This window comes from Sphingomonas aestuarii, from assembly GCF_054457155.1.
Map to the genome: position 1 here is coordinate 279,222 of NZ_JBTKVV010000002.1, position 22,521 is coordinate 301,742.

Genomic DNA, 22,521 nt, shown 5'->3' on the forward strand with positions numbered 1-22,521 from the left:
AGACGAAGATGACCGACGTGAAAGTAAATAGTGTGCAGCCCAGCGCAGTTTCGAAAGAAATGGTAGCCCTGTATCTGCTAGCGCAAGTTTCTGAAGCTCAAGGAGCCCGGGTGAATGTCCGCGATGGAGTTCCATATATTGAGGGTGGGATGACGAAAAAGCAGATACTTCTGAACTATATTGACTGCTTATATGCAGTCCGCAACGTGGGCGAGTGCCATAATTATATCAAAAACTTGCCCGACTAAACCCAAGCCAGCCCAGCCCCCTTATAGACTTTCGGCCCGGTATCGGCAGCGGCAGCACCGCACGCCATAATCAGCGCCGCAAGCCCGTCGATGCGGTCGATTGATCGCGCCTTGTTCGGCTTGCGTGCGCCTGCCGGGTCGGTGTCCAGGATCAGGTTGCTGGCATTCCAGCGTAGGACCGGGTGCATCCCGTGGCGTAGATTTCCGGCGAGCAATGCCGTCTCGAATGCGTCCACTGCCGGTCCCATGCTGGCAAAGCCTTGCCCCCAGGGCACCAGCGGCAGGTCCACGCCTTCACCGTCCAGGATGACGGTTAGGTCGTTTATGCCCCACCGATCGAACGCCACCGCCTTTAGGTCGTAATCCGCGACGATCTGCGCGAGGCGGCGGGCGATGTAACGCTTGTCGATCGCGTTGCCGGGTGTCGCCTCGATATGCCCAGCCTTCGCCCAGGTGCGGTAGGGGACGTGATCGATTTCCTCTTTGACCGCGATACCGGCCTTTGGGCACCAGAAGAACGGCAGGACCGCGCCGCCGTCGTCGGGGAAATACAGCACCAGCGCAGCTAGATCGCGCACGCTGGCGAGGTCCAGGCCCGCATAGCACGGACGCCCCCTAAGCGCCTTAGCGTCCACCGGGTCGCCGCACGCCTGCCACTCGGCTGGGTTGATCGCTTTCGGCTCGGCATCGACGCGCATGTTGCAATGCAGGTTGAGGAACGCGGGTTCGAACGTCGGCATCCGCTTCGCCCGCTCGGCTTCGTCGGCAAGCTGCTCGGCAGATACGAATATGCCGATCGCCGGGTTCGCCAGTTTCCAGTTGTCGGGATCATAGGGGTCCGCATCCTCTGGCACGGCATAGACCGCGCCGTGGAAGCTGGGGTCGGACACCTCGCCAGACGCAACGCGGCCCGAATAGTCCACCAGTTCCGACATGATATTGACCGGATTCGGGGACTGCGTGCCGATCGCCAGCAACAGCGGCTCTTTGCGCTTGCCCATGCTGGTACGCAGCACGTCAAACAGCTCGCGCTTTTTCCATTGGGCGAGTTCGTCGCAGACGATGAAGCTGCTCGCTAGGCCGTGAACGCTCGCCCCATCACTCGCCAGCGCCCGATAGATCGACCCGGTTTCGGCATCCTCCATCCGCTTGTGGAATCGCTGCACGTTGATGCGCGCGGCCAACCAGGGGACCGCAAAGATCACCGCTTCCATCTCGGCAAAGATCAGCGCCGATTGATCCTTCGTCGCGCCCGCCGAATAGCACTCCCCGCGCGCCTCCGCTTCGGGTCCGGCTAGATGGGCAAGGCATAGCAATGCTGCCAGAACAGTCTTTCCCTGTCCGCGCGCAACGCTCAACAGGCCCGTCCGCACGCGCCGCTTGTCGTCGTCGCCGGTCGCGTAGATCGCGGCAATCCAATCCCGCTGAAACGGCAGCAGCTTCACATTCTCGCCCGCTCCATACCCCTTCGTGATCGGCATGGATTCAATGAACGCGATAACCCGCTCGGCACGGGTCAGGCTGGGGTCGTCCCACGGGTGCGGATCGCCCTGTTCGGCCATCTCCGCAGCCTTCCGCATCCGGCTCGCGCCTGGTCCTCTAGCGCCCATATCGGTTGCCTTTTGAAACTAACTCTATTCTCGGGTTGGCGGCGGTCCCCAAAGCGTCAGCCCTGAGCGATTTTTCGTTCCACGGATGCGCGGGGTCGATGGGGTTGCCGTTGGCATCACATCCCCGTCGAGGTCTCAGGGCACGGTCTGTTCGCACCGCCCCGGCCTCGGTGCCCCGTGCTGTCTTGGCGCTATGGCAGGGCACGCACATACTGGTCAGGCCGTCGTGACCAGGGAAGGCCATGCCTCCATCGTTGATCGCCTGATTGTGATCCACGGTGTTGGCAATGGTGATCCTGCCCACCGCCCTGCACGGCACGCACACGGGGAACATAGTCAGGTGCCGCTTGCGTAGGCGCTGCCAACGCTGGGTCGAATAGGGCCAATCAGCCATCGGTTGCCCCAATGAATGCCCGCACGCCGGTCAGGTCGTCGTCGGTCGCCGGTTCGTCATCATAGGGCGGGTTGGGGATGCTGGTGCCGATATACTCCGCATCGGTGCCGCCCAGCGCCCGATAGGCTTCGCGTGCGTGCAGCATCATCGCATGGCGCAAACTGTGGTCGATAATCTTGACCGATCGCCGGTCCATTTCCGGCCCGTCCAGTTTGGGGGGCCATGCTGCCAACCCGCCTTTTGCAGTTCGTGCCAGCGCGCAGCCGGTGAAGGCAATGCCGCGCGCTTCGCAGTTGAACCAGGCGATAACGGTCGAGCCGCCGTTGTTCGGTTTGGGGGTCGTCACCCGGTTAAGGCCGGTGATCGTAACTTTCTCGGTCATGTCAGCTTCTCCAATGCTGTCGAAAACAGACGCGCGCACGGGCGGCAGTGCGACAATGCTCATGCCGCGTCTCGGCTGGCCGAAATTGGGCCGCTGTTATTTTGGGGGTCTATTCGGGGGTATTTCCCAACCCGAGATTTAGCCCCCTGGTATGGCTTACTTATAAGTGATGACACTGCGTCAGCAGCATGGATGGGCACTTTTGGCGGTTTTCCATTGGCCTCTGCTGAACCTGTGTCAGCAGCATCGGGACGCTCTGCTGAACCTGTGTCAGCAGAATTGACGTTCCTTGCTGACACAGTGTCATCGCCAGAAAATGGAGCGGGTTTCCAATCGCGATATTCGTTCGTGGCGGGGCGGTAGGTTCCGGGTCCGCCCGTGTTCACGAACGTAAGCCGATATTGCCGCGCCATGCGTTGCTTCCACTGCCCTTCGGCGGTGATATCGATCAGGCCGTGCGACATTAATTCTGCCACCGCCTTACCGATACTGCGAAAGTTCGTCGTGCGGAGACGCTCAGCTATTTGGCGTTGGCTAATGCCGATCTCGCCGTTGTTATAGCCGTTCATCTCGCGCACGACTTCGACCAGAACAGCGCGGCCCCATAGGGAGAGATGCCGGTAGGCGAGGCTATCAATCACGCAATGCGGTATCCCCGCCCATGCGCCACCACGATTGTCCGCCCGATGGTCGGCGCGCTGTTTGGCCTTTTTCGCCATTATGCCACCCGATCGCTGTCGCCGACCTGATCGTGCAGTTTCCACCCCAAGGTGCGGGACAGCCGCTCGCCATATTCGAGCGCCGCCGCATAGGTCGGAAACTCGCAATCGTGACCGACGCCCGCCGGGGTCGGCAGCACTACAACTTCGAAGGCCGCGCCAAATGCTTCCTCGCGGACGACAATCCAGGGGTCATTCTGTTCAGGCCGGAATCGCAGCGACAGGCGCTCGCGCGGGAAGGGGATGAGGTTAGCCACGTTGCGCCTCCCGGCGATATGCCATGATCGTGTCCTCGATCGCGCCAAGCTCCTCTTGAATGTCCTTTATCAGGCGGCAGGACGCATCGGAGAGGCTGTCGAGCCGCCCTAGGATCGGCACGTCGTCTTTCGCGACATCGATCTTGTCGGTCAGGTCCCAGGCGGCGTGAGCCACAGCATAGGCGCGGAATGTGGCAAGCTGCGCTTCACCGACCAGCTTTTCAATCGTCGCAAGGGCTGGCGGAATGCCGATATAATCGCTATTCTGATGTTCAACCATGTTGCTCTGTCCTTGAGTATGGGTTGTTCGAGCCGGAGCGAGGTTGCAGCCTTGCTTCGGCTCATTTGCGTTTTGGGCTGCGCCGCCTCTGGCGTTTACCGCCGTCACGCTGCCTCGGAGCGGAATGCCGCTTCCAATTCCGATTTCCGGTAAAACAGCCGCCGACCCTTACGGATGACGGGTAGCTGCCCCGCATCGGTCATTTTGTAGATCGAGCGCGGGCTTACCCCGACGAATGCAGCGGCATCCCGTGCGCCGGAAAGTAGGTCTTCATTTAGAGCCATCTTAACCTCCTAGACGATAACAACACCGTTGTTGTCTGGTTGTACCTAGACGTGTCCGCGCCTCCATGCAATAGGGCAACGTCATCGTTATTGTGTGGACGCTGTGGCTGATCGTTCGATTGAGCAAATTGCCGCGAGTGCGGAGGAATTGACCCTTACCTTTGGGGAGGTCGAAACGATTCTCGGTGCTCGGTTTATGATCGATCCGGACCGGCACACGGCATTCCGGGGCCGTCTCCAGAATCTACAGCGGAAAGGATTTCCAGCCGGGGTCAACACGGGGAAAGGGACGCCCGCAGTATATGGCTTTGCTCAACTAGCCGACATGATGCTGGTCTTTTCGTTCATTGATCTCGGTATGCTTCCCGACCAGGCGGTAGAATTGGCGAACAGCATTCGCGATAAATTCTTGTCAGAAGTTAAAGACTATTTTTGGCTTATTGACGTGCAATCGGACTTAGAGACTGCCCTGTCGATGATGGAGGACGACAAGATTGCAAAGTTCAAAGTCGAGCCTCACGGTAAGATGCTGGTGATTTATCCAAATTCCCTAGGCGTCCTAAAAGAAAGGTCACAGCGCGATCCAGAAGTCTATTTCCTAGCCATTCAAGATATTCGCGACGAGCTTGGCGATCACGCGCCATTTTCGAGCGCGCCGCACCTCGTAATCCCAATTGGCGAGCTGGTAATGCGGATGCTTATGTATATCGCACTAATTAGGAAGTGGGATGGCAAGCGCGTTGCTAGGTCATTCATCCGTTGGGCAACCGAATACGATAGACGAACCAGTGCCGTCGATACGAAAGCGTAGCTGGGTCGGTCCTAAGGGCGACGATCGCACGGCATGGCAGGTAGATTACCGCGACCAGGGCGGCGCGCGCCGGTCAAAGCAGTTCGCCCGCAAAAAGGATGCGGAGGCTTGGCTGGTCGGTGCCGCGTGGCAGGTGCAGCAGGGAACACATACCGCCGACTCTCAATCGATCACGGTCGATCAGGCGTGCAAGCTATGGCTTGAGCGCGGCGCGAGCGAGAACCTGGAGCAGAGCACGCTCCAAGGTTACGAAGCCCGCGTGCGTCTGCATATCCGCCCCCTGATCGGTGCAGAGAAGCTAAGCAGGCTCACCCGCCCCCAGGTCGAAGGCTTCGCCGATAAGCTCGTTGAAACGCGGGGCAAGGCGATGGCGGTCATGGTGATGCGCGCCCTAAGTTCGGCAATCGGTGATGCCCAGCGGCGTGGCCTGGTCGCGCAGAACGTCGCGGCGGGGGTCAGGATCAAGCGACCTGCGCGTGATCGCGAGCGGGTTGAGATACCGACGAAAGACGAATTACGCGCCGTCCTGAAAGCAGCGGATGATCGCGAGCGCCCGATCATTATGACGGCGATATTCACCGGGTTGCGCGGGTCGGAATTACGCGGCCTACGCTGGTCCGACATTGATCTGCAATCCGGTCGCGTGACGGTATCGCAGCGGGCGGATGCCTGGAATGAAATAGGCTCGCCCAAGTCTGCCGCGGCGCGTCGGTCCATACCGCTCCCCCCGGCCCTGGTCGCGGAATTGAAACGGTGGAAGCTAGCGTGCCCGAACGGCAAGCTCGACCTCGCTTTCCCCAACGGCGTCGGCAAGGTCGAAACGCATTCGAATTTGCTCCAGCGCGTGATCGGCCCGCTCCAGGTCCGTGCCGGTGTCACCGAACCCGATAAGGATGGGGAACCGACGTGGCGCTATGGCCTACACTCGTTTCGCCATGCTGCCGCGTCGATGTGGATCGAACGGTCGATCGACGCCAAGCGGGTGCAGACGTGGATCGGCCATTCATCGATCCAGCTCACGTTCGACACGTATGGGCACCTGTTCGAAGCTGCCGCATCCGACGCCGCCGTGGCGTCCGCGATCGAAGCGGAATTGATGGCGTAGCGCCCGCCGATGCAACACCGATGCAACATAGAGCGCGAAAACGGCAGAAAGGCGTAACTAAAAACGCATTCGTAATGCGGGGGTCACAGGTTCGAGTCCTGTAAGCGGCACCACTCCCGAGCAGAAGAGGGCACCACAGGTGCGATCTGCTCGGGGTCCCCGCAGGAGGCCATTTCTAGCGATTTCACTGGACCTGTGATCGTGATGAGGTTTGGTGCCACAACAACTTTGCTGATGAACCGGCGAGCGTATCCCTGGCGCAGAGCGTAGTCCTCCGATCGCAATTTCTGCAGGATAACCTCACCCAGCCGAGACACCGCTCCGGGCGTAACACGCCGCTCTGCCGAGGATAGCTGCCGCTCAACGAGGACAATCTCAATCTCGATATCCGCGCGGCGGGTGCGCTGGGCGGCAAGGCGTGAGGCAAATTCTGCATCCCGCGCAGTCACGATTCCTTGTTCGATAAAATCGAACATGTTCTGGATGGCACCATCTACTCGAGTGCGCTCGGTACGGAGCGCTTTGAGATGGTTCTGACGGTCTCGAATCGCAGCGGAACTGTCATCGAGCAGATTGGCGAGCAGTGCCTTCAACCGATCCGGCTGAAGCAAACGCTTTTCCAACGCATCGATCACCACGCTTTCCAGCTTCTCATCGCGAATGCTGGTGCCCTGACAGGCTGTTTCGCCTCGACGCAGCCGCCGCGAGCATCGGTAGTAACGGTATCGCCCACCTTTTCCGGTGGCGATAGTGAGTGCGTTACCGCACTCGGCGTGTCCGCACTTGGCGATCCCGGCAAGCATCGTTGGACCAGATTCGATTCGGGCCGGGGTGATGTGGCTAGCATTGCGCGCGATACCAGCCTGCACTTCGAGCCATTCCGCCTCGGGAATGATGACGGGCGCCGCCACCTCCTGCCATTCTTCCTCAGGCCGCTTGACCCCGTTGCGAGTGTCGTGGACGCCGTAGAGATGCTTGCCGCGATACGTCGAGCGCGTAAGAATGTCCCGCACGTTGGAAACGTGCCATTTGCGGCCGCGGAGCGTCGATCCATTTGCATTCAGATGGCAGACGATCTTTTTGTAGCCCATCGGCCCCTGGCCAATCCCAACCCGCTTCATTCGAAATATCTGTTGGACTTGGAGGGCTTCGGAAGGCTCGATTGCCAAGCGCTTCTTGGCATTGGGGCCGCGCATTTCGGCAACTACGGTGGTGTGGCCAAATGGTGGCACCGCGCCATTCCAGAACCCGGCCTCAGCATTGCGCCGCATGGTGTCAAGCGTAAATTTAGCAGTCTGACGCGACTGATATTCGTCGAAATTAGAGAGTACTGAACGGACCAGATCGCCTTCTGCGTCATGTCCAACCTCCTGTGTGATTGCGACCAGTCTGACACCCGCGCGTTTCAGCTTCCGGCGATAATGCTCGAGCAGGTAATGATCACGAAATAGCCGCGAGAAACTATAGACCCCGATCTCGGTGATGCCGCTCCCCTGGCGCATAGCGTGCTCGAACAATGCCTGGAGGCCGGGTCGATTGTCGGTGGTCCCCGACAGGCCGCCATCTTTATGGATATGAACCAACTCAACGCCGCGACCTGCGTAATATGCCGTGAGACGCTGTTCTTGATTATCCAGACTGATCCCGCCCTCGGCCTGACGCTGGGTCGATACCCGCACATAACCGAGCGCGCGCTCAGTCTTTGTCTTCAACATGATCTGGGCCTTCGAAAATAAAGCGCAGTTCGTCCGCGCTCAACAGGGTCAGCAACCATTCTGACTCGGATCGCGACAGCGGGAAAGAGCCTGACAACAGATCATTAACGGCGCGCTCTTCGGCACGCTGAGATCCCGGGGCCCCGTCGTCGATTTTCGGCTTCTCTCGCGCACCGTCGTCGCTGGTAGAAGAACAAAGTCGTTTCACCCACCAGCGTTTGCCGTGAGAGATTTCGGAGAACGATGTAACCGGTCAGATAATTTGCAGAAAAAAAGGCAGGTTGACCCAGGGATTGGGAAGAAAAAATAGGAATTTGAAATGATTGAATTTATCTTGATTGCTACCACGCTCACTAGCACGGCATTTTTCGGGCGGCTTTTAGCCCTTCTTGCTGACTTCATCGTAACCTTAACTGCAATATACTACGGCGTGCGATTGGCTCGCCTCTAGCAGGCCCTGCTTGCAACCAGGGGCAAGAACGAGGAGGTTCACTACGATACGGTGTCTTCACGAGCACAACGCCGCCTCCTCAGGCGCCATCTGACTATGACCATGGCCATGACAGCCCACGCCAGCATGTTTCCAAGCTCAAGCGCTCGAGCGAGAGGATTAATCAGCGCTGGAGCCACTAGGCGGGTTTATGGGTCCTGACCCTAGTGCAACGCGGTTCTCAGTCCCGGTCCACGGATCGTCGAGCCGCCTCGGCGAGCTGGCAGTTTTGCTCCGTCGACCGACATTGGCGCTCAAGCATCTCGACAATCTTGAGTTGTTCCTGGCGAACATAATTGTCGCTTCGGATGGCGGGGGAATAGACGTCTCTCACGGTTGCCTGGGGGGCAGGTTGACGGAGATTGTCACGGTCGCCAGAGCTGAAAGTGGCAACTGAAGACGTGCGTGGGATCGTAAATCCGATAACAACCCCAGCGATCAAACACGCGCCCGCTATGGCTGGTGTTTTAAAGCGTCGAAGGCGCGTCATAAGCAGCTTATAGTAGCACCGTGTCCAATTATCATCATCGATGTTGCCGAAGCGACCCTTCAGCTTTGCGCCCTATTACCAGCGAAGAAGCATCCTTCCGTCGGTCCACCGAAAGCTGACCTGCGGCTCTAGCCATATTCCAACCAGAACCTATCGTTCAGCAACGAAGTAGCCGAATGCCGCATCGCTGCTTGGCATAGGCATCGTGAACGCGCATCTGAGGCGGCATGGCCGACACCGATCCGCCTTCGCCATTGTCCGTTCCCGTATTTCGCGCGGTGTGGATCGCGAGCATGGCATCCAACTTTGGCGGGTTGATCCAATCGGTCGGCGCATTATGGCTGATGACCTCGCTGACACCATCGTCCCAGATGGTGGCGCTGGTTCAAGCATCCACCGCGTTGCCAATTTTGTTGCTATCGCTGTGGTCCGGCGCGGTCGCGGATAATCTAGACCGCAGGCGGGTGATGCTCGCTGCGCAGGGGTTCATGCTAGTGGTGTCGGTGGTGCTGGCGGTCATCACCTTTGCGGGCTGGATCTCGCCCTGGCTGCTGCTCGTCTTTACCTTCCTGATCGGCTGCGGCGCGGCCATGAACGGTCCGGCGTGGCAGGCCTCGGTGGGTGATATGGTGCCGCGGTCTTCCCTACCGGGGGCGGTCGCGCTCAATTCGATGGGGTTCAATATCGCACGCAGCGTCGGCCCAGCAATCGGCGGCGCGATAGTCGCCGCGGCAGGTGCGGCGGCGTTCGTGGTCAATGCGGTAAGCTATGTCGGTTTGATCGCGGTATTGGCGCGGTGGAAGCCAAGCTATCCCGAACGCATCCTGCCGCGCGAACCTCTGGGTCACGCCATGACTGCCGGGGTGCGATATGTCGCAATGTCGCCCGACATCCGCACGGTGCTGGCTCGTGCGCTGATTTTCGGGATTGGCGCTAGCGCGGTTCCGGCAATGATGCCGCTGGTCGCGCGCCATGTGATCGTCGGCAATTCTCTGACCTACGGCGTTCTGCTCGGCGCATTCGGGATCGGCGCAGTAGGCGGCGGGTTGATGGTGCGCCGTCTTCGCGACGGTATGAGCGTGGAGGCGATCGTTCGCGCTGCCGCCACCGCGCTTGCGATCGGCACGGTGCTAACCGGCTTCAATTCGACGCTGTGGCTGACCATTCCCGCGCTGGCGCTGGCGCTGGCGGGCGGGGGATGGGTGCTGGCGCTTTCCACCTTCAACGTGACGGTTCAACTGGCCGCACCGCGTTGGGTCGTCGCACGCTCGCTATCGCTATACCAGATGGCGGCGTTCGGCGGGATGGCGAGCGGGGCAGTGCTGTTCGGTGCGATCGCAGACACACACGGGGTTCGGATCAGCCTATTCGCCGCGGCTGCGGTCCAGGCGCTGACCATCCTGTCCGGGCTCGTCCTGCCCCTGCCGGTTGCGCGTGATCTCAATCTCGCGCTGCGCGAATGGTCGGAGCCGGAAACGGCCGTGTCTGTAGACGACCGCAGCGGCCCCGTGGTGGTGACGATCGAATATCGCATTACGCCGGGCAATATCCCGCGTTTCCCAAACGTGATGCACGAACGACGGCGCATTCGCAGGCGCGACGGCGCACGGCATTGGACGCTGTTGCGTGATTTGGGTGAACCCGATCTGTGGGTGGAGCGCTATCACGTCGCCACTTGGCTTGATTACGTCCGTCACAATCAGCGACGTACATTCGAGGATGCTCAAAATACGCTCGACATCCTTGCTCTACATTGCGGTCCGGCCAAACCGGTTGTTCATCGAATGATCGAGCGCCAGACCAGCACGCTGCCTGGGATCCGTGACGCGACACCGCGCGAATTGGCCGAACCGATGACCGACACGGCGCGGCAAAGTTAACCGCTCGATCGAACGTTCGACATCGGCGAGCATCGCGGTTCCCGCCACAACCCAAATGAGCGAAGCGATTATGTCCGGTGGGGCAGGTTCGCCTCATCATACAGCACGGTCGCAGTCCGCCAGCAGCCGGGAAACACTTTACGCTGGATTCGCGAAAGCGGACCTGCGGCTACAGCCAGTTTCCAGCCAGGACCTGCCGTTCAGCAACCGGCCCATAAGCCGTTGAACCGGTGTCAGCGTGACCTGCCAGTCGGCAAAGCGCCCCATCCCGGTCCTAGGGCCAACCGTTAGCATCGCCCAAAACCGGTCATATTACTCGGTCGTGTGATGTCCACTTTGGACGATGCTGACCAGTCTTTGTTCGTTTTTACGGTGGCCAAACAGCGCCAAGGTGAACGACGATGACATACTCATATCTCGATCCCGTTATGCAGAACCGCGTGGCTTGGAATGCCGGTAAAACGATTGGTACGAAGCGACCTGTCACTCAGAAGCAGATCTGTGCGATCGGCTTCTCGACATCATCCAGTTCCGCGACCTTGCCCGTAGCAATCCGCGTTGCCGAGGATAATCTCAGTGTTTCGCCCCCATTAACATCGACGGTGCTACCGCTGGGCGCAGCGATCGGCATGGACGGCTTAACGAAGTATGTGGCGATGCTGGCCTTGTTCGCCGCTCATGCGTTTGGCATCGATCTAACTCTGGCGGACTACATTATCATCGCAGCGAAGACAACAATCGTTGCAATCGGCGTAGCGCCAGTGCCCTCGGGATCGCTATTTATGTTGGCCGCGGTGCTCGCCGCGATCGGGATCAGACCTTAGCAAACCTCATTAGCCTTGGGCTTATCTTCCCGCTTGACCGCATTCTGGAAATGGTACGCACCTTCCCAAACCTGACCTCTGACCTGTCGATCGCGACTCCCGCGGCGGATGGGAAGGCCAGTTGGATGTGCCTGCTTACTTGGCAAATGAGGATAAGCCATTGCACTGTCGTTTTTTGTAGCCTTTGCTACGCCCCTGCCGCTGTGACGATAGGATGATTTCGGTCCAGTCGATCGATGCATCCTGAACGCGCCGGACGATGCGTTGCGCCGTTACGGGTGCGACGCCGAATGCTGCAACGATTTGCCGCACGAGCATTTTCGAGCTGACGCGTTCTGACTGCCGAATGGCGTAGAACCACAATCGCAGCGGAATGCGGCTGCTCTGGAGCGGCGTACCCGCTGTAGGGTGGAGATGATTGCCGCACCATTGGCAGGAATAGGCGCGTTCCGCTTTGATCCGGTGCCAATTCGTCGAACGACCACATCGGGGACAATCGAAACCGGTGCCGAATCTGGTCTGAAACAATTGTTCGAGGCAACTGTCATCGGTCGGAAAGTGCAGGTCGAACGCCGCGATCGTCTCAAGTGCTGCAGGAGGATCGTCCCAACTGCGCTTCGGGGTGTGCTGCATTGCAACCCGGCACGGGGTTCCGCTATCGTGTATGCCATCCCCCCGATGTGGTGCTTCGCCATAATTCATTGGCGCGCGCATTCGGCGGGTTGGCCTGTGGATTGTGCGAAGCGGATGGACGAGATGGTGATGTCCATGGTGCCGGCGGTGGTGATGCGGATGGGGTTGGTGATCCGGCTCATGTCCGCACCGGCCTGGGCAAAGCAGCGCAGCGGGATGGAGGCGGTGGTCCAACGGCCAAGGGGCGTCTCGTTCAGCGCCGGTGCGAACGGCTGTTCGCCGGTACAGCCTGCGCCGCAGTCGATGGCAAGCGTGACCGGCCCGGTGGGCGCGCGGTCGACCCGGTACTGGATCGACAGCACCAGATCGCCGTTCGCCTCGCGCGTCAGGTCGATGGGTTCGTGGCGCTCGATGGTCGCGCTGGCCAGTCCTTTGCCGGTCCAGGCGATCCGCACGCTGTCTTCCTGAGCGTTGCGGTCGGCGCCGCGTGCGCTGATCAGGTCGGGGCCGGGATTTGGCGAGAGTTGACCGGGCGCCCCCAGCAGCAGCCTGGCGCCCGCACCCGGCTTGCCGCTGCCGAACACGGTGTTGCGATCCTCGGCGATGCCACCGGCGCGCGCTTCGGGCAGGATGGCAACGTCGCCCCCCTTGGCATAGGTCAGGCCATAGCCATAGGCGAACAGCGGGTTGTAATCAGCATCGCCGATATTGACCGCAGTCTGGTCAGTTTCGCGCGGCCAGCTATAGGGCAGGGTGCCTTTGAAGTCGGCCTTGCCGAACAGGACATCGGCGACGCCGCCGCCTTCCGACCCCGGCAGCCAGGCCGCAACGAACGCGTCCGATGCATTGAGATGCGGGTTCACCCACAACGGACGACCCGACAGGAACACCGACACGGTCAGGATGCCCGCCGCCTTCAGCCGTCGCAGCAGCGCCAGATTGTCGGCAGGGTCATCGAACGCGACATCGGGCCGATCGCCCTGGAACTCGGCATAGGGATCCTCGCCGAACACGACGACCGCGACATCGGGGCGAGTCTTGAACGTGCCATCGATCGCCAGTTCGGTGCTGCCCCCGGCTTCCTTCGCGGCCTTTGCCATTGCTTCGGCGATGGTGTCGGCATTGGGGAAGTCGGCGCGATTGGTGCCGGTGCCCTGCCAGGTCAGCGTCCAGCCGCCGGTCTGCTTGGTCATGCTGTCGACGCCGTCGCCGGCAAGCAGGATACGCGCGCCCGGTTTGAGCGGAAGGACACTGCCCTGGTTCTTGAGCAGCACCAGCGATTCGCGCACCGCCTGGCGCGCCACCGCGCGGTGGTCGGCACTGCCCAGCAGGTGGTATTGTCCACTCAGCATCCGCGACGACGGCTTGCCCGCTTCGAACAGGCCCGCGCGTACCTTGACGCGCAGGATGCGGCGCACCGCCTCGTCGAGCACTGGCATCGGCAGCGCGCCGCTGGTCGCATGCGCCAGGGTCGATTGCCACAGCCCTTTCCAACTGTCGGGCGCCATCGCCATGTCGAGCCCGGCGATGAACGTCTCCCGACAATCCTCGTTGGTGCAACCCGGTATCTGGCCATGCGCGTTCCAGTCGCCAACCAGAAAGCCGTCGAAGCCCCAGCGATCCTTGATTACTCCGGTCAGCAGCGACCGGTTGCCGTGCATCTTGACGTCGTTCCAGCTCGAAAAGCTGACCATGATCGATTGCACGCCGGCCTCGATCGCGGGGACATAAGGCGCGGCGAACAGCCGCTGCAGATCCGCTTCGGACATCCGCGCATCGCCCTGGTCCTTGCCGCCGACGGTGCCGCCATCCGCCACGAAATGCTTGGCAGTGGCGACGATACGGGGGCCGCGCAGCCAGTCGGGATCGCCGATCTTGCCCTGCAATCCCTCGATCAGCGGACGCGCATAGGATGTCGCGATCTCGGGGTCCTCGCCAAACCCCTCATAGGTGCGGCCCCAGCGGTCGTCGCGTACCACCGCCAGCGTCGGGGCAAAGGTCCAGTCGAGCCCGGTGACGCGCATTTCGATCGCGGTCACTTCGCCGATGCGGCGCATCAACTCCGGGTTCCGCGCGGCACCCAGGCCGATATTGTGCGGAAACAGCGTCGCGCCGACGATGTTGTTGTGGCCGTGAACCGCGTCGCTGCCCCAGATAACCGGGATGCGCGGCAGCGACCCGCTCGCCCGCATCGACGCTTCGTAAAAGGCATCGGCTGCCTTCAGCCATTCGGGCGCCGGCGCATTATAGGCACCGCCAGGGCTAGAATTACCGCCGTTCAGGATCGATCCAAGATGATAACGGTGCACATCGTCGGGGGTCACGCTCGCCAGATCGGCCTGCACCACTTGCCCGACCTTCTGTTCCAGCGACATGCGCCGCAGCAAATCCTCGACCCGGCGCTCAACCGCGGCATCGCTGGTCGCGGGACGCTGCACGACCGGCCACGTCGCCGGATCGGCAACGCCTGCAGCCTGGGTTCCCGGCGCGACCTGCGTCGCCTGCTGGGCCAGAAGTGGTTGCGATACACCCGCCATCAGCGCCATCGCCGCGATTTTTAGCCATGGCCGACCCATCTCACGCTCCCCTCGTTCCGATTATTGCCCCTTTCTGACTCGGGTTGAGAACGTTATCAAATGATTTGTCGAGTCCCTGCCTCCCGATCGGGTAGAGCGATAACGGGCTGGACCAACGGGAGAGCGAGACATGAGCTTCATTCTATTCGCCTTGCAGGTGGTGGGCCTTGGCGCGACGAATTACGGCATCGATGCACCGATGGCGGCACCCGTGTCGGCCCCCGCTTTCGCCGACGAGTTCGAGGATGAAGAGGTGGATTCCACCGTCTGGCGGTACGATGCATCGCGCAATGCGCAAGGCTGGCACAACAACGAGTTGCAATATTATGCCGTTGCGCGCCCCAAAAATGCCCGGATCGAGAACGGTGCCCTGATCATCGAGGCGCATCAGGAGACGATGTCGAAAGCGATGTTCGCTGACTGGGGCGGTCAGGCGTACAGCTCCGCCAAGCTCGTGTCGCACAAGCCGCTGGGCTATGGATTCTACGAGGTTCGCGCCAAATTGCCCTGCGGTCGGGGTGCCTGGCCCGCGATCTGGATGCTTCCCGAAGGCGGCAGCTGGCCCGAGATGGGCGAGATCGACATCATGGAGATGGTCGGCTGGGACCCCAAGGTCATCCACGCGACGCTGCATTCCGGCACTTACAACCACGCCAAAGGAACCCAGCGCGGCGCTCAGAAGCGCGTCGAGACCGCGTGCAACGAATTCCACACCTACCAGCTCGACTGGCAGCCCGACGCGATCACGATCGGCATCGACGGTCGCGCGCACATGCGGGTGACCAACGACATGCCCGGCGACAAGGGCGCGTGGCCATTCGACCGGCCCTTCCACCTGATCCTGAATCTGGCCGTTGGTGGCGACTGGGGCGGCCAAAAGGGCGTTGACGACAAGGCGTTTCCCATGCGCATGACGGTCGATTATGTGCGCCACTGGCCGGTCGAGGCCAAGGCTGCACGCTAGAACGTCAGGGCGTCGTCGTCGGCGAAGGTGCGTACTGCAGTGATGCGCGCTCTTCGCTCCGCACGCCCAAAATCGCAACGCCGCCGAGCAGGGTCAGGATCGCGAGCGCCAGCATGGCGGGCGTAAGGTCGTTGGGCGTTGCCAGCATCCAGGCGATCGCCGGTCCGATCAGCGAGGGCGCCGTGTTGGCCAAATTGAGCAGGCCAAGATCGCGGCCCCGATGCTGCGCGCTTGGCAGCAATAGCATCGCAAAGCCGGCGTGGAGCACCAGGAACACGTTCGACCCGAGCGCATAAAGGCCGTATCCGATCGCGCCCATCCGCCAGTCGCTTGCCGCAGCCATCGCGACCAGTCCGCCCGATGCCAGCATCGCGGCAGCGAACAGGATCGGCTTTCGCCGCCGGGTTTGGTCCGACATCCGGCCCAGCCCCACCGCAAGCGGCAATGACAGGATATAAACGAGGGTCATCAGCCGACTGACCCCCGATGCGGTGTCGATCGGCATCCTCACCGACGCCAGGCTCTCGAAATAATAATAAAGGTAGAGGAGCAGAACCGTCCCGGCCACCTGTACCAGCAGTCGCGCCACCCAGACGATGGCCAGATCGCGGCGCGCGAGGCAACGCTCGGGCTGCGATGCGGGCGCATCCGACAGGAAGATGCTGCGCGTGAACAACAGGGGCGTCACGCAGACGGCAATGGCGATCGGAACCGCGCCGCTTCGTCCAGTACTGCAAAGCCCACCAGCGCTGCGCCGAATGCGGAGGCGAGCGGCGACCCCAATGCCAGCATCCCGCTTGCCACACCCTTTTGCGCATCGGGGATTTCGTCGGCCATGATCGCCGCCAGCGGGGCCAGCAACGCGTTGATCGCGAGTTGAACCAGGATCAGGGACGCCAGGATAGCGGCAGCAGTGGTCGCCACAGCCGCCGCAACATAGGCCGGGAACAACAAAGTGATGCCGAAGATCAGCCAGCCGCGCCGAGTGCGGCCGCGCGCCACCGATCGATCGCTTAGCCAGCCGAACAGGATGTTGGACCCGCTGGCGACGATCGCGCCGATGATGACGGTCGCGGTGAACACCCCCAGCCGCGCGTCGCCCGACACGTGTTCGATCCGCATCGGCAGCAGCAGGGACAATAGCGGCAGATACGCGATCACCCCGCCTGCGCTCGCCAGCGCATACAGCATCAGAAATGCCGTCGAACGACGCACAGGCGGAGGTGGGGCGACGGGCATTGCCGCGCCTTATCGGCGCATGATAGCGGCGCGGCAATGCTCGTCAGGACGTGGTCAGGGCTTCATCGTCGCCGCATCCAGCGTCACCGTCGATACCATCGACCGGTCGCCGGCATTCTTCGCCAGCGCGACCCGGTAGCGCCCGCCCGCGATCCGCCAGCCGGGCAGTCGCGTATCGTAATCGGCCACGATCCGCGGTTCGGCGGTCAGCGTTACGCGCCGGGTTTCACCCGGGCGCAGCATAATCCGCTGAAACGCGGCAAGTCGCATCGGCGTCGATGCGCCGTCGCGCGCCACATAGAGTTGGGGAACATCCGCGCCGTCGCGCTTGCCGGTGTTGGTGACGTCGAACGTCACGCGGACCGTTTTGCCGCCAGACACGACCGGATTGCCATAGGCGAAGTTGGTGTAGCTGAGGCCGTGGCCAAAGGCGAACAACGGGGTCTGGCCCTGCCGCTCGTACCAGCGATATCCGACGTCGGCGCCCTCGACATAGTCGATCGGATAGCTTTGCAATTGATAGGCCCCGGCATTGGCCGGGTTCGCCGCCGCTTGCGCTTCCAGATCGGAAAACTTGTCCAGTCCGACCGGACGCCAGCGTGGCGCTTGTCCGACATGAGCGGGGAAAGTGATCGGCAGTCTGCCCGAAGGATTGACCGTTCCAGTCAGGATGTTGGCGATCGCCTCTCCCCCGCGCTGCCCGGGATACCAGGCTTGCACGATCGCGGGCACCGATTCGATCCACGGCATCAGTACCGGTCCGCCCGTTTCGAGCACCGCGATCGTATTGGGCTGGGCGGCGGCGACCGCAGTGATCAACGCGTCCTGCTGGTGCGGCAGGTTGAGGTTCGGCACATCCTCTGCCTCTGTCGTCCACTGAGTCGCAAAGACGATGGCCAGGTCGGCTGACTTCGCCGCGGCGGTGACGGCGTTCAGGCTGCGACCATCGACGAAATCGATCTGCGCGTCGGGCAATGCCTTTCGCAACGCGGCAAGCGGCGATGAAGCGTGATAGGTGATTCGAACGAAGGACGCAGCAGGCCCACCGCTCAGCGGAATCTCGATCGGCGCTCCGCCGACTGAACGAACCTGGCTTGATCCGCCGCCCGACAGCACGCCCAGATCGGCTGCACCGCCGATAACGGCAATTCGCTTGGCGGTGTGCGCAATCGGTAACAGATTGCCTTCGTTCTTCAGCAGGACGATGCCGGCTTCTGCTGCGCGCTGGGCAACTTCGGCATTCTTCGCGTAATCAATGCGCTGCGCCGTTGCAGGCGCGGCGGTGTCAAACGCGCCGGTCGTAATCAGGCCTGTCAGATACCGCGCGACCATGTCGTCGATTCGCGCCATCGTCACCCGGCCCGCGGCGACATCGGCGCGCAATGGCTTGTCAAAATAGATTTCGCGGTCGAGTTCCTGCCCCGATTGCTGGTCGAGCCCGGTATTGGCGGCTTTGGCCGATGAATGCACACCGCCCCAATCGCTCATCACCCAGCCGGGATACTGCCAATCGCGTTTGAGCACCTGGTTCAGCAGGAAATCATTCTCGCACGCCCAGTCGCCGTTGACCTTGTTATACGCGCACATGACCGAACCGGGCTGGCCCTTTTCGATCGCGAATTGGAAGGCGAGCAGATCGCTCATCCGCAGCGCCGCTTCGTCAATCCGAGCATCGAGAACCATGCGACCGGTTTCTTGCGAATTGAGTACGAAATGCTTGACGGTCGAGACGATCCGGTTGGACTGCACGCCCGCAATCTGGGCGCCCGCCATCAGGCCCGACAGCAATGGGTCTTCGCCCATATACTCGAAATTGCGCCCGCCCCATGGATCGCGGGTCAAGTTAACGCCACCCGCCAGCAGCACGTTGAAGCGCTTTGCACGTGCCTCTGCGCCGATCATCGCTCCGCCTGAACGCGCGATGTCCGGGTCGAAGCTGGCAGCAGTGGCAAGTGCTGACGGCAGGGCGGTCGCGACGTCGCCCTTGCGCTGTTCGACCTGGTTGGCCACGCCTAGCGACGCGTCGCTTTCCCGTACTAGCGGAATGCCAAGGCGCGGGATGCCGTCGATATGTCCCGCCGACGGGATCATCTCATTGTCCGTCTTACCTGCCGCCATCGGCGGAAACAGTCCGTGAAGCAGGGCGATCTTTTCGTCGAGCGTCATTCTGGAGACGAGGGCGTCGGCACGGTTACGCGCATCGATGGCTGGTTTATTATGTTGCGGCGCGGATACAGGTTCGCGAGCGATCGCCGAGCCGGCAAGTATCGAACCGGCAGCGAGCGCGACCATAAGGCGACGGTTCATCTGGTTTCCTCCCCCTTGCAGAACGACTCTCTTCAATGGAGCCAGCCCCCGTAGAGCATAGTTATGGGAACGCTCACAACCCAGTGTTGCCGGGGAAACACATTTATCGGCAAAGCATGTGAGGGCCTCTTGACATAAATCGCAGACAGGCAGAGTGAACGTTCCCAATTAGATCGAAGATCGTTGCGGGGAACGGCCCGTATCGATGAAGGGGAGGATTGGGATGCGGCGCTTCAAAGCTCGTTCGATTTCGCGTTTCTTGGCCGGTGCATCGATAATATCGACCATTGCAACGTCTGGCGCAGCAATGGCCCAGGATGCCGCTGCGACGCTGGGAAATCCGGGTCCTTCTGAAATTCAGGAACAACCGCAATCCGACGATAGCGACGCTGGCAACGAAATTGTTGTTACCGGTATCCGAGCTTCGCTCCGCGAAGCGGTCGAGATCAAGCGTAACGCACAGGGCGTTGTCGATGCGATTTCCGCTGAGGACATCGGCAAATTCCCCGACACTAATCTGGCCGAGTCGCTACAGCGCATCACCGGTGTGTCGATCGACCGACGCGACGGCGAAGGATCGCTGGTCACTGTTCGCGGTTTTGGCCCGGAATATAATCTCGTCACGCTGAACGGGCGCCAGATGCCGACCGCAACGCTGGGCGATGGCGCCAGTCCGCCTGCATCGCGCTCGTTCGACTTCGCGAACCTCGCTTCCGAGGGTATCGCCGCCGTTGAAGTCTACAAAACTGGTCGCGCCGCCGTACCATCGGGCGGTATCGGCTCGTCGATCAACATTCTGACGCCGCGGCCGCTGGATCGCCCCGGCATGCGTGGGTCGATCGCGGCGCGCGGCGTGCTCGATTCCTCGCAGAATGACGGGCAGGATATCACGCCGGAAGTGTCGGGCGTGTTCAGCGCGACTTTCGGGGACAACGACCAGTTCGGTATCCTGGTGTCCGGCGTGTATCAGAAGCGCAAGGCGAGCGTGAACTCCGGTCAGGTCGGCTTCGGAAATGCCTTTTTGGGGACGGAGAACGATTGGGGCACGCTGGGACCGGAAGGTCCGAACGTCATCAATCGTCCGGGACCAACGGATGTATACGAAGTTCCCCAAGAGGCGTCCTACTCGCTCACTGATATCGATCGTGAGCGGATCAACGGTCAGGTCGTGCTGCAATTTCGCCCTGTCGATACGCTGACCGCGACGGCCGATTTCACTTATTCGCGCAACCGTGTTGAAGCGCGCAACAGCAGTGTTGGCATGTGGTTCAACTTCGGCGACACCTCGACCGAATGGACCGACGGGCCCGTGGCAGGTCCGGTCTTCTATACCGAGCGGTTCGGCCCAGGTAAGGACCTGTCTTATAGCGGGTCGCTGACCGCCAACGTGACCGAGAACAAATCTTGGGGCGGCAATTTGAAATGGGACGCCCCCGGCGGCGTCACGATTACGCTGGATGGGCATCATTCAACGGCGGAATCACGGCCGACCAACCGGTTCGGCACCAGCACGTCGGTCGGCAGCGCGGTTTTCGGCGTCGCATCGCAAACCATCGATTTCCGGTATGACCTGCCGGTTCTGTCCTATGTCATGCAGCCGGGGATCGATGCTCTCGACCCGTCGCGGATCAATGCAACCGGCAACTCGTTCCGCAACGCTTATTTCAAGGACGAGATCAACCAGATCCGATTAGATGGTCGCTATGACCATGACGGCAGCTTCCTGGATTCAATCGATTTCGGCTTCTCCTATGTCGAGAACCGGGTGCGTTCGGCCTATGGGTTCCTTCAAAACGACACCTGGGGCGGTGTTGGCACTCCGGCGGATCTGCCGGACGATTTGTTTGAACTCGTCACCATACCGGACAAGTTTCCGGGCGTCTCCGGGGCGGACCAGGGGATCATTCCTGCCTATTACCGGTTCGATTTCGAACGCATGGTGGATCTGCTCGACGACCGGTTCGGGATTTGCGGCGGCGACGGAAACTGTCTTGCCGCCTATGACACCGATCGACGCATTACCGAAAAGACGATTTCACCGTTCATCCAGGTCAATACAGAATTCGACCTGCTGGCTGGACCGGCGCATATCATTGCGGGCGTGCGCTACGATCAGACCAACGTGAATTCGTCGGCGCTGACCCCTATTCCGGTGGGCACAGCCTGGGTCGCGGCAGGTGAGTTCAATATCATCTATGCCCCCGACGCTGATTTCGTGACGGCAAGGGGCAGCTATCAAAACTGGCTGCCTGCGATCGATTTCGACATGGAGCCGATCGATAATGTGAAGCTCCGCGCGTCGTACAGCCACACGATCACGCGTGCAGACTATGGTGCGTTGCAAGGCGGGCGCACGTTCAGCCGTCAGTTCGGCATCACCGGGGGTGGGGGATCGCAGGGCAACCCCAACCTCATCCCGTTCCTATCGAAGAATATCGATGTGTCGGCGGAATGGTATTACGACTATAGCAGCTATATCTCCGCAGGTTATTTCCGCAAAAAAGTCAGCAACTTCATTAACTCGCAGGAGATTGAAAGCTCTGCCTTCGATCTGCGCAATCCCGGCGATGGTCCCAGATTCCGGGCGGCGCAAGCTGCCTTGGGCGGATCGACCGACGTGTCCGCCATTCGCGACTATATCTTGCGCAACTTCACGAACGGTGTGGAAGTCGCGCGAGATTCGGCAGGTAATCCAGTCCTCGATCAGAACGGCTATTTCACCGGTCGCATCCTTGGGTTGCCCGAAGACGACCTCGTAACGTTCCGCGTGGGAACGCCGTTCAACTCAGATCAGACCGCCACACTCGACGGCTTCGAATTTGCGATCCAGCACAGCTTCTGGAATACTGGGTTCGGCACGATCCTAAATTACACGATCGTCCGCGGCGATGCGCGGTTCGACAATGCGCTGGACCCTAATATCGGCCAATTCGCACTCGCCGGGTTGAGCGACAGTGCGAACGCGGTTCTCTATTACGACAAGAACGGGCTGCAGGCGCGTGTCGCGTATAACTGGCGTGACGAATTCTATGCTGGGGGCAATCCTAACCCAACCTATATCGAGGCTTATTCCCAGATCGATGCCAGCGTCAGCTATGAATTCAGGCGCGGCCTGACGGTGTTTGCAGAGGGCATTAACCTGACCGGGGAAAGCCGCCGGGGCCATCGACGCTCGGATGAATTCGTGACTTTCGCGCAACCGGGCTTCGCCCGCTATACCGGCGGCGTCCGCTTCAGCTTCTGACGGTGGGCTCGTCCCGTCGTGCGTCGGAGATGCTTGCTCGAAAGGGTGGCTTTTCCGATACGCGACAGG

Annotated in this window: 19 protein-coding genes; 7 read left to right on the forward strand and 12 right to left on the reverse strand. The window is 61.0% G+C overall.

The window, feature by feature from the left end:
* Positions 1-8: 8 nt before the first annotated feature.
* Positions 9-248 (forward strand): hypothetical protein, encoded by a 240-nt coding sequence (locus tag ACX0GZ_RS04615; protein WP_458813845.1) that lies wholly within the window; start codon positions 9-11, stop codon positions 246-248.
* On the opposite strand, the gene ACX0GZ_RS04620 is transcribed toward ACX0GZ_RS04615, so the two are convergent.
* The 6 genes from ACX0GZ_RS04620 to ACX0GZ_RS04645 form a co-directional block, all read right to left on the reverse strand.
* On the reverse strand, positions 245-1,828 hold the full coding sequence (locus ACX0GZ_RS04620; RefSeq protein WP_458813847.1) for a terminase large subunit: 1,584 nt from the start codon (positions 1,826-1,828) through the stop codon (positions 245-247). The two genes, ACX0GZ_RS04615 and ACX0GZ_RS04620, sit on opposite strands and share 4 nt — an antisense overlap.
* A 416-nt stretch (positions 1,829-2,244) precedes the next feature.
* On the reverse strand, positions 2,245-2,634 hold the full coding sequence (locus ACX0GZ_RS04625; RefSeq protein WP_458813849.1) for a hypothetical protein: 390 nt from the start codon (positions 2,632-2,634) through the stop codon (positions 2,245-2,247).
* A 59-nt stretch (positions 2,635-2,693) separates the two neighbouring features.
* A complete protein-coding gene (locus tag ACX0GZ_RS04630) occupies positions 2,694-3,353 on the reverse strand; it encodes a hypothetical protein (protein ID WP_458813851.1) in 660 nt (219 codons plus the stop codon).
* Entirely contained in the window at positions 3,353-3,610 is a 258-nt protein-coding gene (locus ACX0GZ_RS04635) for a hypothetical protein (RefSeq protein WP_458813853.1), read from the reverse strand. Before ACX0GZ_RS04635 ends, ACX0GZ_RS04630 begins: the two co-directional genes overlap by 1 nt.
* Positions 3,603-3,890 (reverse strand): hypothetical protein, encoded by a 288-nt coding sequence (locus ACX0GZ_RS04640; RefSeq protein ID WP_458813855.1) that lies wholly within the window; start codon positions 3,888-3,890, stop codon positions 3,603-3,605. Before ACX0GZ_RS04640 ends, ACX0GZ_RS04635 begins: the two co-directional genes overlap by 8 nt.
* A gap of 104 nt (positions 3,891-3,994) precedes the next feature.
* Complete coding sequence (locus ACX0GZ_RS04645; RefSeq protein WP_458813857.1) at positions 3,995-4,174, reverse strand: helix-turn-helix domain-containing protein; 180 nt, start codon at positions 4,172-4,174, stop codon at positions 3,995-3,997.
* Between the two features lie 103 nt (positions 4,175-4,277).
* Here ACX0GZ_RS04645 and ACX0GZ_RS04650 point away from each other — a divergent pair, with 103 nt between their 5' ends.
* Both ACX0GZ_RS04650 and ACX0GZ_RS04655 read left to right on the forward strand, forming a co-directional pair.
* The gene (locus tag ACX0GZ_RS04650; RefSeq protein ID WP_458813859.1) at positions 4,278-4,985 is read left to right on the forward strand and encodes a hypothetical protein; all 708 of its coding nucleotides are present in this window, start codon (positions 4,278-4,280) and stop codon (positions 4,983-4,985) included.
* Positions 4,903-6,090 carry a tyrosine-type recombinase/integrase gene (locus ACX0GZ_RS04655; RefSeq protein WP_458813861.1) on the forward strand — a complete coding sequence of 396 codons (1,188 nt, stop codon included), beginning with the start codon at positions 4,903-4,905 and terminating at the stop codon, positions 6,088-6,090. Before ACX0GZ_RS04650 ends, ACX0GZ_RS04655 begins: the two co-directional genes overlap by 83 nt.
* Before the next feature lie 83 nt (positions 6,091-6,173).
* On the opposite strand, the gene ACX0GZ_RS04660 is transcribed toward ACX0GZ_RS04655, so the two are convergent.
* Entirely contained in the window at positions 6,174-7,805 is a 1,632-nt protein-coding gene (locus ACX0GZ_RS04660; RefSeq protein ID WP_458813863.1) for a recombinase family protein, read from the reverse strand.
* A gap of 1,207 nt (positions 7,806-9,012) precedes the next feature.
* Between ACX0GZ_RS04660 and ACX0GZ_RS04665 the strand changes: the two genes are divergently transcribed.
* Positions 9,013-10,665, forward strand: a complete 1,653-nt coding sequence (locus ACX0GZ_RS04665) for an MFS transporter (protein ID WP_458813865.1) — start codon at positions 9,013-9,015, stop codon at positions 10,663-10,665.
* 401 nt (positions 10,666-11,066) lie between these two features.
* On the forward strand, positions 11,067-11,489 hold the full coding sequence (locus tag ACX0GZ_RS04670) for a dicarboxylate/amino acid:cation symporter (RefSeq protein WP_458813867.1): 423 nt from the start codon (positions 11,067-11,069) through the stop codon (positions 11,487-11,489).
* A gap of 135 nt (positions 11,490-11,624) precedes the next feature.
* On the opposite strand, the gene ACX0GZ_RS04675 is transcribed toward ACX0GZ_RS04670, so the two are convergent.
* Both ACX0GZ_RS04675 and ACX0GZ_RS04680 read right to left on the reverse strand, forming a co-directional pair.
* Positions 11,625-12,122: a transposase gene (locus tag ACX0GZ_RS04675; RefSeq protein WP_458813870.1), complete on the reverse strand. Its 498-nt coding sequence runs from the start codon at positions 12,120-12,122 to the stop codon at positions 11,625-11,627.
* A 65-nt stretch (positions 12,123-12,187) separates the two neighbouring features.
* Positions 12,188-14,698 carry a glycoside hydrolase family 3 protein gene (locus ACX0GZ_RS04680; RefSeq protein WP_458813872.1) on the reverse strand — a complete coding sequence of 837 codons (2,511 nt, stop codon included), beginning with the start codon at positions 14,696-14,698 and terminating at the stop codon, positions 12,188-12,190.
* A 130-nt stretch (positions 14,699-14,828) separates the two neighbouring features.
* Between ACX0GZ_RS04680 and ACX0GZ_RS04685 the strand changes: the two genes are divergently transcribed.
* On the forward strand, positions 14,829-15,662 hold the full coding sequence (locus ACX0GZ_RS04685; protein ID WP_458813874.1) for a glycoside hydrolase family 16 protein: 834 nt from the start codon (positions 14,829-14,831) through the stop codon (positions 15,660-15,662).
* A gap of 4 nt (positions 15,663-15,666) precedes the next feature.
* Here the strand turns inward: ACX0GZ_RS04685 and ACX0GZ_RS04690 are convergent, their stop codons facing one another.
* From ACX0GZ_RS04690 to ACX0GZ_RS04700, 3 genes are all read right to left on the reverse strand, one after another.
* On the reverse strand, positions 15,667-16,350 hold the full coding sequence (locus ACX0GZ_RS04690) for an MFS transporter (protein WP_458813876.1): 684 nt from the start codon (positions 16,348-16,350) through the stop codon (positions 15,667-15,669).
* Entirely contained in the window at positions 16,347-16,877 is a 531-nt protein-coding gene (locus tag ACX0GZ_RS04695; RefSeq protein ID WP_458813878.1) for an MFS transporter, read from the reverse strand. Before ACX0GZ_RS04695 ends, ACX0GZ_RS04690 begins: the two co-directional genes overlap by 4 nt.
* 78 nt (positions 16,878-16,955) lie before the next feature.
* Complete coding sequence (locus tag ACX0GZ_RS04700) at positions 16,956-19,208, reverse strand: beta-glucosidase (protein WP_458813880.1); 2,253 nt, start codon at positions 19,206-19,208, stop codon at positions 16,956-16,958.
* A 223-nt stretch (positions 19,209-19,431) separates the two neighbouring features.
* Between ACX0GZ_RS04700 and ACX0GZ_RS04705 the strand changes: the two genes are divergently transcribed.
* Positions 19,432-22,452 carry a TonB-dependent receptor gene (locus ACX0GZ_RS04705; RefSeq protein WP_458813882.1) on the forward strand — a complete coding sequence of 1,007 codons (3,021 nt, stop codon included), beginning with the start codon at positions 19,432-19,434 and terminating at the stop codon, positions 22,450-22,452.
* The last annotated feature ends 69 nt before the right edge of the window (positions 22,453-22,521 follow it).

Bases quoted from the DNA above. Each gene is read 5' to 3' on its own strand.
- ACX0GZ_RS04620 (WP_458813847.1), bottom strand. From the start codon at position 1,828: ATGCGGAAGGCTGCGGAGATGGCCGAACAGGGCGATCCGCACCCGTGG.
- ACX0GZ_RS04680 (WP_458813872.1), bottom strand. From the start codon at position 14,698: ATGGGTCGGCCATGGCTAAAAATCGCGGCGATGGCGCTGATGGCGGGT.
- ACX0GZ_RS04655 (WP_458813861.1), top strand. From the start codon at position 4,903: ATGGCAAGCGCGTTGCTAGGTCATTCATCCGTTGGGCAACCGAATACG.
- ACX0GZ_RS04660 (WP_458813863.1), bottom strand. From the start codon at position 7,805: ATGTTGAAGACAAAGACTGAGCGCGCGCTCGGTTATGTGCGGGTATCG.
- ACX0GZ_RS04640 (WP_458813855.1), bottom strand. From the start codon at position 3,890: ATGGTTGAACATCAGAATAGCGATTATATCGGCATTCCGCCAGCCCTT.
- ACX0GZ_RS04630 (WP_458813851.1), bottom strand. From the start codon at position 3,353: ATGGCGAAAAAGGCCAAACAGCGCGCCGACCATCGGGCGGACAATCGT.
- ACX0GZ_RS04675 (WP_458813870.1), bottom strand. From the start codon at position 12,122: ATGCAGCACACCCCGAAGCGCAGTTGGGACGATCCTCCTGCAGCACTT.
- ACX0GZ_RS04665 (WP_458813865.1), top strand. From the start codon at position 9,013: ATGGCCGACACCGATCCGCCTTCGCCATTGTCCGTTCCCGTATTTCGC.
- ACX0GZ_RS04685 (WP_458813874.1), top strand. From the start codon at position 14,829: ATGAGCTTCATTCTATTCGCCTTGCAGGTGGTGGGCCTTGGCGCGACG.
- ACX0GZ_RS04645 (WP_458813857.1), bottom strand. From the start codon at position 4,174: ATGGCTCTAAATGAAGACCTACTTTCCGGCGCACGGGATGCCGCTGCA.
- ACX0GZ_RS04670 (WP_458813867.1), top strand. From the start codon at position 11,067: ATGACATACTCATATCTCGATCCCGTTATGCAGAACCGCGTGGCTTGG.
- ACX0GZ_RS04615 (WP_458813845.1), top strand. From the start codon at position 9: ATGACCGACGTGAAAGTAAATAGTGTGCAGCCCAGCGCAGTTTCGAAA.
- ACX0GZ_RS04700 (WP_458813880.1), bottom strand. From the start codon at position 19,208: ATGAACCGTCGCCTTATGGTCGCGCTCGCTGCCGGTTCGATACTTGCC.
- ACX0GZ_RS04705 (WP_458813882.1), top strand. From the start codon at position 19,432: ATGCGGCGCTTCAAAGCTCGTTCGATTTCGCGTTTCTTGGCCGGTGCA.
- ACX0GZ_RS04625 (WP_458813849.1), bottom strand. From the start codon at position 2,634: ATGACCGAGAAAGTTACGATCACCGGCCTTAACCGGGTGACGACCCCC.